Below are 13,213 nucleotides of genomic sequence, written 5' to 3'. Positions count from 1 at the left end.
GGCCCAGCAGGTCCTAAAGGTGATGCCGGTCCACAAGGTCCTAAAGGCGAGCGTGGCGAACAAGGCCCAGCCGGTGGTCCTCAAGGTCCAGCAGGTCCTCAAGGCGATAAAGGTGACACTGGCCCAGCAGGTCCTAAAGGTGATAAAGGTGATACTGGTGGCTTCCAAGGCGTCACTAAAGATGGTATGGCCATCACCAATGGCATAACCATCTTGGGTGGCAAGGGTACTTCTGGCCAATCAAACGCTGATAATCGAGTGATTACGCTTTCTAAAGATGGCTTAGTTATCACCGATGCATCAAGCGATAACAATGCTGGTTCTAACGCTGGTAATGCTCAGGTTGACGCAACTAAGGTTGCCCTTAGTAAAGATGGCCTAACCATTACAAACGGTGCAAACCCACTGATTGGATTCACCAAAAATGGCTTGAACAACGGTGGTAACCGTATCACCAATGTTGCCGATGGCCGTGATGCTACCGATGCAGTAACCATGGGGCAGCTAGAGAGTGCAAAACAGCAAATCTATAGCGGCATTAACAAAATGGATACTCGTATCGGTCAGGTGGATAAAGGTGCCAAAGCAGGTATCGCATCAGCGATGGCATTCTCAGAAGCCGCATCAGTACCAGGCAAATGGACCTACTCGGTAGGTGCAGCACACTATGGTGGTCAACAAGCGGTGGCTGTATCTCTTCGCAAAACTGCAGATAATGGTCGTTGGTCGCTATCTAGCGGTCTGTCTGCTGGTACCTCAGGCAGTGCAGGTCTGCGTATCGCCATCAGTGGTGTTATTGATTAACCTACTAAAGCTTGTATCTGGTGGTATGCCAGGTACAAGCCACCGACTGCGATTAACCCATCTTTTTTATATTTTGATTAAAAGATGTGGTTAATCCAGTCATGATCATCACATTTAAGTGGATCAAAACAAAAAAGACAGGTCTATCGACTTGTCTTTTTTGTTTTATTTTTAGGCATTCATGATAAAAAAATTAAAAAATTAATTAAAAAATATGGCAAAATAACCAATCATGTTTGATTTAATGAATATATTTTGGATACACAATCATCACCGGCCAAATGATTGACCAATCTGTAACAATTCACTTCTTTTGGTTGCAATTTTCTAGTAGATTGCAACAAGAAAAACTGGCAATATGATCAATGATAACCAATATGAATATGATGCACAATGCTAATTTGAGCTGTTGATTTTACGATTAACTTTCAAATTAATTTTAAGATTGCAAGATTGAATTAAAAATTAAGTTAAGCGATATGATGCTATCAGCGTATTTTTTTGTTGATAACTGACGCATGATACATAATAATAGGCATCATTCATGTGGTTTATAGATAAAGATAAAAGTAGCACAATCACGGATATGATTTATCATGTCTAATAAAGCAGCATAATCAGCTGTATTTGGAGAAATTCATGTCAAAATTTGGTATCACAAAAGCCTTAGGGCTAAAACAATTTTTAAGCACAAGTTTAGTTTTGGTAACTACCTTGTTGGCATTGCCAGCCACCGCCCAGTCTGATAGCCAGCAAATGGCGGTAAAAAACTTAAATTCTCTGCTATCAGCAACCAATTCTATGACAGCCAACTTCACCCAAACGACCAAGGCAGGCAAGAAAACCACCAATTTTAGTGGTGTGATGGCGGTTCAGCGTTATGATCAATTTCGCTGGGAGACCAAGTCACCAGCCAATCAGTTGATCATCGCCAACAATGCGGTCATGTGGGTGTATGACCCTGATTTGGGCCAAGCTATCAAACAACCCATCGCCAATCAAATTGGGGATACGCCTGCAATTTTGCTGTCAGGGAATCCAGATAAAATTGCAGACAGCTTTCATATCACTCAGCCCAACAGTGCCAAAAACTATTTCAAGCTCATGCCAAAATCTGCCAATGCAGGGTTTAGTGAATTGTACATCAGCTTTTATGATGATAAGCCTGTACAAATCATTGTTTTGGATTTGTCAGGACAACAGACCACCGTTAAGTTTAGCAACATCAGTATTAATAAAAAAATAAACGCCAGCCAGTTTGATTTTAGCGTACCAAAAGGCACACAAGTGATCAGCCAATAAGCTGTTGAGTTTGGTGCTTTTTTTGCTCTTGTTTATTGGCAAAACTTATAAAATAATTGCTATCTTTCATGAGTAATATGCCAAATTATGGTATAATGCGTCCCAAATTTGGGCGTGTCAAAAGGTTTGACCGCCCTTGAATTCATCATTCAAAAAAATCACGCAGGGGTGATTCATGTCAGCCGAATGGTCAGCCATTATCTATCTACTTGCCGCAGCAGGACTTGTGGCGTTTATGCTCATTGTGCCACGCTTGCTGGGTGGTCGCTCGCACGGCGTGCAAAAGCACGAAATTTTTGAAGCAGGGGTAAAGCCCGCTGGCTCTGCCCGCATTCGTCTGTCCGCCAAATTTTATTTGGTGGCGATTTTTTTTGTGATTTTTGATTTGGAAGCGCTGTATTTGTACGCTTATTCGGTCAGCGTGCGTGAAGTGGGCTGGGTAGGCTTTACCGCTGCCGCTGCCTTTATTGGCATTTTGTTTGTGGGGCTTGTGTACGAGATGAAACTGGGGGCGATGAACTGGGCACCTGCCGACAAACGGGGGCGTACGCCACGCATTTTGGCACGCCCTGAGGGTTTTGATCTAGCCAGCATTACCGCCTTTACCACGATTGATGAGTTGCACACCGACCCAACTGGCAAAGTGCCTGCCCAATCGTCTGGGCGTATTTTTGCAGGGCGAAAAGACTTGCAAGCACTGCTTGAAAAAGACAAGCACGATATGGCAAACATTGACCATATCAATGATACAGGACGAGTTACTACGCAGAAGTTTGATTGATGATTAAATAAGGAAATTTAAAATGACAACCCATTCTTATTTTGGTCAATTAAACTTTGATGATTTGTGTATCTGGGAAAATGAGATTGAAATCCCCCAAATAAACAAAAATCCGATTGACATTAAATTGTGGGTAGAAGATGAAAATATCAAGTCCACCATAGAATTTTTGGATAAATCCGCCAATCATTTTCAAAATATTGAAAACCTTCACCAAAAAGCGGTCATTGCACTTGTTAATTATTTAAATGACGATGATTATTTTGTCAATTATTATGTTGATGAGATTGATGAATATGATTTGCCAGAATTAACCAAATTGATTGAAAATGATGACTTGACCAATGAAAATTTTGCCAAGTTGTTAAAATTACGCTCTGTTGGTATTTGGTATGGTGAAGATACTCAAATTATAATGGACTATATGATTGACCCAGAACAATCCGACCAAATTTTGGCAGTAAAGTTTGATTTGGGCGGTAATTTTGATGATATTAGTTGGGAAAGTTAATTTTTAAATTTATCAAATCAATTCAAACCCAATCCGCCAGTTTTAAAGCAAGCATTTTTTTTAAGGTAATCCCCAATGAAATACACCCTAACTCGTGCCAATCCCAATGCCGATACTTTCCCCAAAATCAGCCGTCAAACGGTGGATGAAAAAGAAGTAGAAAACTCGGTTTTTATGGGCAATTTGGACAATCTGGTTCACGCCGCCGCCAACTGGGGACGCAAAAACTCACTGTGGCCGTTTAACTTTGGCACAAGCTGCTGCTATGTGGAATATGCCACGACTTTGACAGCGGTGCACGATTTGTCTCGGTTTGGGGCGGAGGTGATTCGTGCCTCCCCTCGCCAAGCCGATGTGATGATTGTCGCTGGCACTTGTTTTGTCAAAATGGCACCAGTGATTATGCGTCTGTATGAGCAAATGCTTGAACCCAAATGGGTCATCTCAATGGGGGCGTGTGCCAATTCTGGCGGTATGTACGACATTTATTCGGTGGTGCAAGGCGTGGATAAAATCCTGCCTGTGGATGTCTATATCCCTGGTTGTCCGCCACGCCCAGAAGCGGTGATTCAAGCGATTATGCTTTTGCAAGAGTCCATCCAAAAAGAACGCCGTCCGCTTGGCATTCATCTTGACCAAGGTGTGTATCAGCCGATTATGACCCCAGAGCGGGATAGAAAAAATGCCGAACGCATTGCGGTAAAAAATCTAAGAAGTCCTGATAATGTGGAATAACTAATTATTTAATAAGGAATAATAATGTCAATCGCCATTCGTCAATTTACCGTTGATGCGTTTACCGATAAAGTATTTAAAGGCAATCCTGCCAGCGTTTGTTTGCTGGATAATTGGCTTGATGATGAGATTTTATTAAACATTGCCAAAGAAAATAATTTATCGGAGACGGCTTTTGTCATTCCACAAGGCGATGAATTTGGCTTGCGTTGGTTTACGCCAAAAGTAGAAGTCAGTTTGTGCGGACACGCCACTTTGGCAACGGCATTTGCTTTGCATTTGGCATTGGAAAATTGCCCAGAAATTTTAAAATTTCACACAAAAAGTGGCTTATTAACCGTACAAAAAATGGGCAATAACTTGTTAATGGATTTGCCTGTTTATCCTTTAACCAAAATTGATGACATTAACCCTATTGGCGATATTTTGGGTGTAATGCCGACCGAAGTGTATTTGGGGCGTGATTTATTGTGTGTGTTTGATGATGAAAATATCGTCAAAAATTATCAAGTGAATGATGACAAAATCGCCCAATTAGACGGGGCATTGTGTCATTTTACCGCCAAAAGCCAAAATCCAGATTTTGATTGTGTGTCTCGCTCATTTGCTTCCAAACTTGGCATATCAGAAGACCCTGTTTGCGGTTCGGGGCATTGTCATATTTTACCTTATTGGGCAAAAGTATTGGGTAAAAACACTTTAACCGCTTATCAAGCAAGCTCCCGAAGTGGTATTTTATATGGCGATATCAAAGGCGAGAGAATCATTTTGGGTGGACAAGCGGTGTTGTTTGCTAAGTCTGAGATTTATATAGGTTAAAAACAAATGAATGATAAACTTTCAAAATATGGCATTACCAAAGACAACCGCCCAAAAATCCCTGCAACCAAACGCTTAAATTTAACAGGCGAACAAGGGCAACAAATCATCAAATCCGAAACCAAACTTGTGTTACGGACACATAAAGAAACCTTTAAACGCTTGGCGGATATGTCATAAAGATTATTCTTGCTGATATTTTGTATCATCAATATGTAAAAAGCAGTGATTTATAAAAATAAAAAAATGAATTATGGAGAGGTGAATGTGTCTAAAATAATGCTAGGCGTTTTGTTGGCATTATCGGCTGCCGCTCTTAATGCATCTATTGGGATATTTAGTAAAGTATTATTGCAAAATGGCTTAATTCCACAAGACATTGCTTTTTTTAAAACAGTTTGTGCATTTGTTATATTAAGTTTGATTTTAATCAATCAGTCATTATCTGTACAGAAAAAAGAAATTGTGAATAATGAAGTGAAATCAGGTTTAAATTGGTTCAATCTACTGACTAAAATAGCTATCTGTGCATTTTTGGGTATTTTTGTGTTATTTTTCTTTGAAACAACCGCTTATCAATATGGTTTTGCATCAAATGTTGTGGTTGTTTTAATGGCTTCCGCCTCTGCTTCGGCATTGCTATTTGGGAAGATTTTATTAAACGAGAAATTAACAATTTCCGCTATTTTAGGGACATTGTTGGCGATTATTGGAATATTTGCAATATCGTGGTCTGGTGGTAGTAATTTAAATATGCTATTAAATGCAATTATCGCAGGTAGTGGCTATGGTATATTTTCAGTTTTGGTAAAAAAATTCTCTTTAAATGGTGGAATTTATTTAACAAGATTATTTATGATGTTCGGTAGTGTGTATTTATTTTTTCCTTATTTAAATAACATACATCACATTGATTGGAATGCTTTGATTGTAATGAATGTATTGGCATTAGCAGTATTGCCCACTATACTCGGATTTTATTGCACAACTAAGGCTTTAAATTATTTGACAGCAGCAAAAGTGCAGGTTACAGAATTATCCGAACCTATTTTTGCAGTTGTTATGGCTTGGGTGTTTTTAAGTGAATTGCCAACCTATCAATTTTTTGTTGGAGCAATTTTTATTATAATGGGCATTGTTCTAATCAACCAAATGCACCAAAGTTTGTTGGTAAAAATGACTAAATAAATTCGCTTTAAACTGCAAGCCCCACGCAAGCACCCACAACCCAATAAGGACAGCTATGAGTGTCAATCACACACACGATTTTGAGATTTTAACCGAGCTTAATGCAAAGTTTGACAATTTAACCGTTCAAGACACGGCAGACGGCATTCCCACCATTTGGGTGGAGCGTGGGCAAGTGCTTGATGTGCTTTTGTATTTACGCAAATTGCCCAAGCCCTTTGTGATGCTGGTGGATTTGTCTTGTATTGACGAGCGTTTGCGTAAGCACCGCTATGGACAGCCTAAGTCTGATTTTACCGTGTTTTATCATTTGATGAGTTTGGAGCGAAACTCAGACATTCGCCTTAAAGTGGCATTGCGTGAGGGCGAGCATATCCCAAGTGCCACGCAAATTTACCCCAATGCCAATTGGTATGAACGAGAAGTGTGGGATATGTTTGGCGTGGTGTTTGACGGACATCCGCACTTGACACGCATTTTGTTGCCCAAATACTGGGAAGGACACCCTTTGCGTAAAGAGTACCACGCACGAGCCACCGAATTTACGCCGTACTTTTTGAACTCTGCCAAGCAAGAATTTGAACAAGAAAATTTGCGTTTTGTGCCAGAAGAGTGGGGAATGAAACGCTCTGGGCGTGATGAAGATTTTATGTTTTTGAATATCGGCCCCAACCACCCATCGGCACACGGGGCGTTTCGCTTGGTGTTACAGCTTGACGGCGAAGAAGTGGTGGACTGCATTCCTGACATTGGCTATCATCACCGAGGGGCGGAAAAAATGGCGGAACGCCAAACTTGGCATTCGTACATTCCTTATACCGACCGCATTGATTATCTGGGTGGGGTGATGAATGAATTGCCCTATATTATGGCGGTGGAAAAATTGGCAGGCATCAGTGTGCCAGAGCGCGCCAACACCATTCGCATTATGATGAGTGAATTGTTTCGCATTACCAATAATTTATTGTATTGGGGGACTTTTATTCAAGACGCTGGCGGAATGACGCCTGTGTTTTATATGTTTACCGACCGCCAAAAAGCCTATGACATCATTGAAGCGGTAACAGGCTATCGTATGCACCCTGCGTGGTTTAGGATTGGCGGTACGGCGATGGATTTGCCAAATGGGTGGGAACGCCTTGTGCGAGAGTTTTTAAATTGGATGCCAAAACGCATTGATGAGTATTTTAAGGCGACAATGACCAACACGGTGCTAAAAGGACGCACGCAAGCGGTTGCCCAATACGATGCCAAACACGCCCTAGCGTGGGGGGTAACAGGGGCAGGTCTGCGTGCCACAGGCATTGATTTTGATTTGCGAAAAGCTCGCCCTTATTTGGGCTATGAAAATTTTGACTTTGAAGTGCCGGTGTTTTATAACGGCGATGCCTATGACCGCTGTTTGGTCAAAATTGAAGAAATTCGCCAAAGTTTAAGAATTATTGAGCAATGTCTAAACAATATGCCAAGCGGTGCCTACAAAGCCGACCACCCACTGGCAGTGCCACCGCCCAAAGACAAAACACTCAAAGACATTGAAACGCTTATCAACCACTTTATCTCGGTGTCGTGGGGTCCTGTGATGCCAGCAGGCGAGTCGGCGTGTATGGTAGAAGGGGTCAAGGGGCTAAACAGCTATTATGTGGTGTCGGATAATAGCACGATGAGCTACCGCACACGCATTCGCACGCCCACCTTTGCCCATTTGCAACAAATGCCAAGTGTAATTAACGGCTCTTTGGTATCCGATGCGATTATTTATTTGGCAAGTATTGATATTGTAATGGCGGATTGTGATAGGTAAATGGTAATGCACAAACCAATTTCCCCCAAAATGTTTTATTATGGATTTCCTGTAATTTTATTAACAACCATTGATGAAAATAATAAAACAAATATTACACCCATTTCGTCCAGTTGGTGTTTGGGGGATAATGTGGTCATTGGGCTTGGCACGCAAGGAAAAGCTTATCAAAATTTAAAAATTTGTCAAGAAGTGGTATTAAATATTGCTGATGAAACTTTGTGGCAAAAAATAGAAAAAATTGCTCCGTTTACTGCTAATAAAAGTGCTGTAAACGAAAGTTATCAATTTTGTGATGATAAATTTGCAATTGGCGAATTTACTGAACAAAATTCATTAAAAATTAAACCAAAAAGAATTGCTGAATGCCCATTGCAAGCCGAGTGTGTTATTGAGTGCATTCACGAAAGAAACGGTTATGTCATTATTGAATTAAAAATTGTGCAAGTTCACGTCTTAGAAAATTTAATTTTTGATGATGATAAAATTAACCCAGACAAATGGCAACCGCTTATTTATAATTTTCGCCATTATCAAGGGCTTGGCGAATTGTTGGGCAAAAACTTTCGTGCGGAAAATTAGTAAGTAAGGTGCGTAATACACACCTTACGATTTAATAATGATGAAAATGAAAGAAATTAAACCAAATGATAGCAATAAAAGTATGAAAATGGAGGGCTTAGCAAAACAGTATTTGGCTTGATTTTATTTGTTATTATTGGTGTTGTTGGTTTGATGTCTGTGCTTGCCAATAAAGCTATCTCAAATAACACCAAGACCCATTTACAAGGCAATCAAACAGCTCTAAAAATCAGCATTTTTACCGCTTGTATTGTGGTAAGTGGCTTATTGTATCAAGTGAGTGGTATGTGGCATTATTTAATCATTGTTTTATTTTGTGTCGTTGCCATTATATTTGTGATTGCCAAACATCAAAAATTAAAATAAAAATCATGTATTTCCAAAAATAAAATTAAAAAATCAATTTTTTAAAAATCAGTTCAATGATTTATTAATATCAATATTGATTGATATTAATAAAAATTCAAAGACATTTTGTTTTTTGCAGTCGCTGATGATAAGCTCATCTCAGCAGTGATATTAACTTTGACTTGGGTGGTATTGGATTATGGCTTATTGTTGTTATACGCTTATTTGTTTGCCAAAATTGCCAATGATAATTTTATCAAAATAAGTATGACACTATCGGCGGTGGTGTTATTATTGTTTGCCTGTTTTGGGGTAATAAGTTCACTGCGTGATTTATTATAAACCAGTATTTTATATTGAACGGTTAAAAAATGAAAAAAGCCATTGTCTTACCCCTAATCATTGCATTATTGGCACTCACCGCTTGGGTATTTTATGACCCAGCCCCCAAACCCAATCCCAAGCCCTTTGAGGTACAAAAAGCAGAAGATTTTGACTATGTGTTTGATTTAATCAAGCAAGAATACCCCTTATTGCAAGCCCAAAAAAACGCCACAGGCTATGATTTTGTTGCTGATTATGCCAAGCACAAAGCCCATATTATGCAGGCAAAAAATCCCACCGAGTTTTTCTTTTTGTTAAACGATGTGCTTACCAAATTGGACAACGAACACACGCATATGATGACCAAAGCCGATGTGCAATACGCCATTGGCATTTATAGTCAAAGCAATCACGACGATTATCGCTGGCAGATTTATACCCATTTGACTCGTGATAAACGCTTGCAACAAGCCTATGCCACCGAAATTGGTATGACCAAATCCCAAGAAGAACAAGCACGCCGTGAAAAAATCGCCAAAATTGATGCCCAAATTGCTGTGCCTGCCAATGTGCAGATGTTTGATGTTGTGCCCAATCAGGTGGGCTATTTGTCGGTGCGTGAGCTGACCCATTTGAGTCTACTGGATACGGACGAACGCCACGCTGTGATGCGTTATTTGCAAAAAATCAAGCATTACCCTGCTTTGATTGTGGATATTCGCACCAACACAGGGGGCGACACCCGCTATTGGACGCAGTTTTTATTGCCTGCCATCACAGCTCGCCCCTTATCGCTTGATTTGTATAGCTTTTTTAAACAAGGCACGCAAATGGACGCCTACAAAGCCACTCGCCCCACGATGACCGACATTGACCGCACGCAGGTGGCAAAGGCGTTGCCTGTGTCGGCAGATTTGGCACGGATTTTGGATACATTTGCCTATCAAGAAATTCAGCCTTTGCGTGTGGATATGGACCCAAACGGCATTGGGTTTGGCGGTAAAATTTATCTACTGGTGGACACCGATGTGTACAGTTCGGCAGAAACTTTGGCGATTTTTGCCAAATACACAAAGTTTGCCACTTTGGTGGGGACGCCCACTCGTGGCGATGGCGTAGGCACTGACCCAATGATTGCGATTTTGCCCAACACCCATTTTGCTGTCCGCTATGCCAAACAGCTTGGGCTTGCCCCAGACGGCACGATAAATGCCATTGTCGGCACACAGCCTGATGTACTGGTGGCAAATCCGCCAAACTTTACGCTCTCCACCGATGTCAATGTCGCCAAAAACGACCCTGTGATACAGCGTGCGGTGGGGTTGGCATTATCATCGCATTAGTAGCATATAAAGTCTGTTAAATGGCTTTTGTTATTGATTATTTTGTGTCATTGCGTTTTGATGTCATTGCATTGATATTGGCGTTAGGCGATAAGTGCTTGGAGACACGCCATAATGTGCTTTAAATGCACGATTAAAATGGGTTTGTGAGCCAAACCCTGTCTCAATGGCAATTTGTAATACCGACTGCTGGCTGGTACGCAAAAGCCTTGCGGCATATTCAAGACGCATCGTTTTGACAAAAGTATGCGGTGCGACACCCAATGTCTTTTGAAATAGCCGAATGAGTGTTGAGCGAGATAAATGCAATTTTTTGCACATTGCAGGTATGCTAAAATCATCGTCAGGCTTATTGGCAATTTGGGTAATCAATTCTGATAGCCTAGGGTGCTGATGTGCCTTTAATACACCACCTAATTTTTCATTAGGCAAAGCACGCAACACATATACCAGTATTGACTGGGCTAAATTATCCACCAAAAACGCATTGCCAATTTGATTGGGGTTTTGAGCTTCATCACTCATCAACTTTACCAACGGATGCAGTGTTTGTTCATTTAAGGTTACAATAAAAAAATCTGGCAGATTTGCCAATAAGCTACTGTGTTTGTCGGCATAAAAATTTAAGCACAGCATTGTGCAATCGGTCTGGTTGCCAACTTGATTGACCAAAAATGCCCCTGACATACTTTGGATAGCACAAGTGGCATCAACCAAGCGGTGTGTGTCAGCATTGGCATTTTGTATGCAGTGGTTTATCCCACAAAACAAGGCAATATCCCCCGCCCTTAAAATGTGAGTTGTGTTTTTTACCGCAAGTTTTACCGCTCCTTTGGTTACGATATGCAACATCATTTGCCCTGCTGTGGGCTGTTGGTCTATCTGCCACTCACCGCCCAAGCGACAATCCATATGCACGCCTGCACGAAGTTGTGCCAGCGTTAATAAGCTACCTAGCATACAATCCCCCAAATGGATTAATTGTACTAATTTTTGAGACAAAAGGGTAAGTACAACAAATAAAAATCTTTATAATAGCACCACCGCAATGCAATTATACTTGAATATTGTGGTTAATCAAAAACTAATTTTTAATAAGGGGACTATTATGTCTTTTGCTGACTGGCAACAAATCACCAATCACACCAAGCAATCTTTTGGTAAATTGGGCAAAACCAACCCAAAAATGCTAGAAGCCTATCAGGCTTTGGACAGTGCCGCCGCCGCCGAAGGGTTGGACGAAAAAACCCGTGAGCTTATTGCAATCGCTGTTGCCATAACCACTCGTTGCGAAAGCTGTATTGGCGTACACGCCCAAAAAGCCTTAGCCGCAGGTGCAACCGATTCTGAGATTGCAGGGGCGTTGGCAACTGCCATTTCATTGAATGCAGGGGCTGCTTATGCGTATTCATTGCGAGCTTTGGAAGCGATAGAATCGCATAAATAAAAGATTTGTACTAAAAGCTTGGGTCAGTATTTTTTAATACTTAAAGAATACTGACTTTAAAAAGTAGCAAATTTAAAAATGACTACAATCAAAGAGTGCTGAATTTAAAAAATTTTGGGTTTAAAGATAATCTGGGTTTAAATATAATCTGGGTTTAAATATAATAAACTTATCTTTAAATTGATTGTTTTTTATCAGTGGTATTTGATTGATAGTATTGAATTTATTCACAGTATTTAATTAACAGTATTTTATTGAGAGGCAGTTATGCAAAACACAGATTTAGACCAATCGCCAACTGCAAATGATGCGGTGCAGATTGACAAAAACCGCCGTGATGCCTTGGGTTTTGGCACTATTGCAATGGCAGCTGGTGTAATGGGTGCGTTGGGCATTGGCAGTAATGCAAACGCCAAGACAACCACAGCCACAGCAACCGACCCCTATGCTGAACCAAAACAGTATGGGTTGGAGCGACCTGGTATGACCATCAATCCTAAGCGAGTGGCTTTGGTGGTGGTAGACCCACAAAATGATTTTTTAAGCCCAAATGGTGTGATGTGGGAGGTTTTAAAAGACAGTATTCAACAAAATAACACCGTAGAAAATATAGAAACGCTTTTTAAAGCCGCAAAAAAAGTGAATATGCCTGTTTTTGTGTCGCCACATTACTATTATCCCACCGACCATCAGTGGCAATTTATGGCACCAGGTGAAAACTTTATGCACAAAACCAATATGTTTGCTCGCAAAGGGGCTTATACAATGGAGGGTTTTGAGGGGTCTGGTGCAGATTTTGTTGAACGCTACAAAAAATATATTTATGACGGCAAAACGGTTATCGCATCGCCCCACAAAATTTTTGGACCAGAGACCAACGATGTGGTATTGCAATTACGCAAGCATAAAATTGACCAAGTCATTTTGGCAGGTATGGCAGCCAATTTATGTATTGAATCGCATTTGCGTGAATTGGTGGAGCAAGGTTTTGAAGTGGCGGTGATTAAAGATGCCACCGCAGGACCACGCATTCCTGAGGGCGACGGTTATTTGGCGGCACTGATTAATTACCGTATCATTGCCAATGACCTTTGGACAACCAAAGAAGCAGTTGTCAAAATGGGTGCTTAAACGCTGTTTATTAAAAGCTGTTTGTTAAAAGTTTTTATCAAAACGCACAAAAAACGCTTTTGTGCGTTTTTTGTTTTTTTAACACTCAACCACA

The 13,213-nt window shown here is 40.7% G+C and carries 15 protein-coding genes; 14 read left to right on the top strand and 1 reads right to left on the bottom strand.

Translation table 11 applies throughout. The annotated features are described in order from the left end of the window. From U9670_RS08200 to U9670_RS08145, 12 genes are all read left to right on the top strand, one after another. Positions 1-804, top strand: an 804-nt coding sequence (locus tag U9670_RS08200) for a YadA-like family protein (RefSeq protein ID WP_323843771.1), incomplete at its 5' end; no start/stop codon positions are given. A gap of 639 nt (positions 805-1,443) precedes the next feature. Continuing rightward, a complete protein-coding gene (lolA, locus tag U9670_RS08195; RefSeq protein WP_323842310.1) occupies positions 1,444-2,106 on the top strand; it encodes an outer membrane lipoprotein periplasmic chaperone LolA in 663 nt (220 codons plus the stop codon). Between the two features lie 175 nt (positions 2,107-2,281). Further along, a complete protein-coding gene (ndhC, locus tag U9670_RS08190) occupies positions 2,282-2,887 on the top strand; it encodes an NADH-quinone oxidoreductase subunit A (protein WP_323842311.1) in 606 nt (201 codons plus the stop codon). A 22-nt stretch (positions 2,888-2,909) separates the two neighbouring features. Beyond that, positions 2,910-3,398, top strand: coding sequence for a DUF2004 domain-containing protein (locus U9670_RS08185; RefSeq protein ID WP_323842312.1), 489 nt, complete (start codon positions 2,910-2,912; stop codon positions 3,396-3,398). Positions 3,399-3,473: 75 nt separating this feature from the next. Further along, the gene (locus U9670_RS08180; protein WP_323842313.1) at positions 3,474-4,133 is read left to right on the top strand and encodes an NADH-quinone oxidoreductase subunit B; all 660 of its coding nucleotides are present in this window, start codon (positions 3,474-3,476) and stop codon (positions 4,131-4,133) included. A 24-nt stretch (positions 4,134-4,157) separates the two neighbouring features. After that, positions 4,158-4,952, top strand: a complete 795-nt coding sequence (locus U9670_RS08175) for a PhzF family phenazine biosynthesis protein (protein ID WP_323842314.1) — start codon at positions 4,158-4,160, stop codon at positions 4,950-4,952. A 6-nt stretch (positions 4,953-4,958) separates the two neighbouring features. Continuing rightward, on the top strand, positions 4,959-5,132 hold the full coding sequence (locus tag U9670_RS08170) for an acetyltransferase (protein WP_323842315.1): 174 nt from the start codon (positions 4,959-4,961) through the stop codon (positions 5,130-5,132). Between the two features lie 87 nt (positions 5,133-5,219). After that, positions 5,220-6,140, top strand: a complete 921-nt coding sequence (locus tag U9670_RS08165) for a DMT family transporter (protein ID WP_323842369.1) — start codon at positions 5,220-5,222, stop codon at positions 6,138-6,140. A gap of 55 nt (positions 6,141-6,195) precedes the next feature. Beyond that, positions 6,196-7,944: an NADH-quinone oxidoreductase subunit C/D gene (gene nuoC, locus U9670_RS08160; RefSeq protein ID WP_323842316.1), complete on the top strand. Its 1,749-nt coding sequence runs from the start codon at positions 6,196-6,198 to the stop codon at positions 7,942-7,944. A gap of 6 nt (positions 7,945-7,950) precedes the next feature. Next, the gene (locus U9670_RS08155; protein ID WP_323842317.1) at positions 7,951-8,526 is read left to right on the top strand and encodes a flavin reductase family protein; all 576 of its coding nucleotides are present in this window, start codon (positions 7,951-7,953) and stop codon (positions 8,524-8,526) included. A gap of 474 nt (positions 8,527-9,000) precedes the next feature. Beyond that, positions 9,001-9,216, top strand: coding sequence for a hypothetical protein (locus tag U9670_RS08150; protein WP_323842318.1), 216 nt, complete (start codon positions 9,001-9,003; stop codon positions 9,214-9,216). Between the two features lie 29 nt (positions 9,217-9,245). Beyond that, on the top strand, positions 9,246-10,541 hold the full coding sequence (locus tag U9670_RS08145; protein WP_323842319.1) for a S41 family peptidase: 1,296 nt from the start codon (positions 9,246-9,248) through the stop codon (positions 10,539-10,541). Positions 10,542-10,604: 63 nt separating this feature from the next. Here U9670_RS08145 and U9670_RS08140 read toward each other — a convergent pair whose 3' ends face one another. Beyond that, complete coding sequence (locus tag U9670_RS08140) at positions 10,605-11,501, bottom strand: AraC family transcriptional regulator (RefSeq protein ID WP_323842320.1); 897 nt, start codon at positions 11,499-11,501, stop codon at positions 10,605-10,607. A 148-nt stretch (positions 11,502-11,649) separates the two neighbouring features. Here U9670_RS08140 and U9670_RS08135 point away from each other — a divergent pair, with 148 nt between their 5' ends. After that, a complete protein-coding gene (locus tag U9670_RS08135) occupies positions 11,650-11,988 on the top strand; it encodes a carboxymuconolactone decarboxylase family protein (protein ID WP_323842321.1) in 339 nt (112 codons plus the stop codon). Between the two features lie 267 nt (positions 11,989-12,255). Then, a complete protein-coding gene (locus tag U9670_RS08130) occupies positions 12,256-13,119 on the top strand; it encodes a cysteine hydrolase family protein (RefSeq protein WP_323842322.1) in 864 nt (287 codons plus the stop codon). Positions 13,120-13,213 lie beyond the last annotated feature (94 nt).

The sequence above is a fragment of the Moraxella tarda genome (assembly GCF_035181405.1).
GTDB lineage: Bacteria > Pseudomonadota > Gammaproteobacteria > Pseudomonadales > Moraxellaceae > Moraxella.
This window is presented reverse-complemented; position numbering and strand designations above follow the sequence as displayed.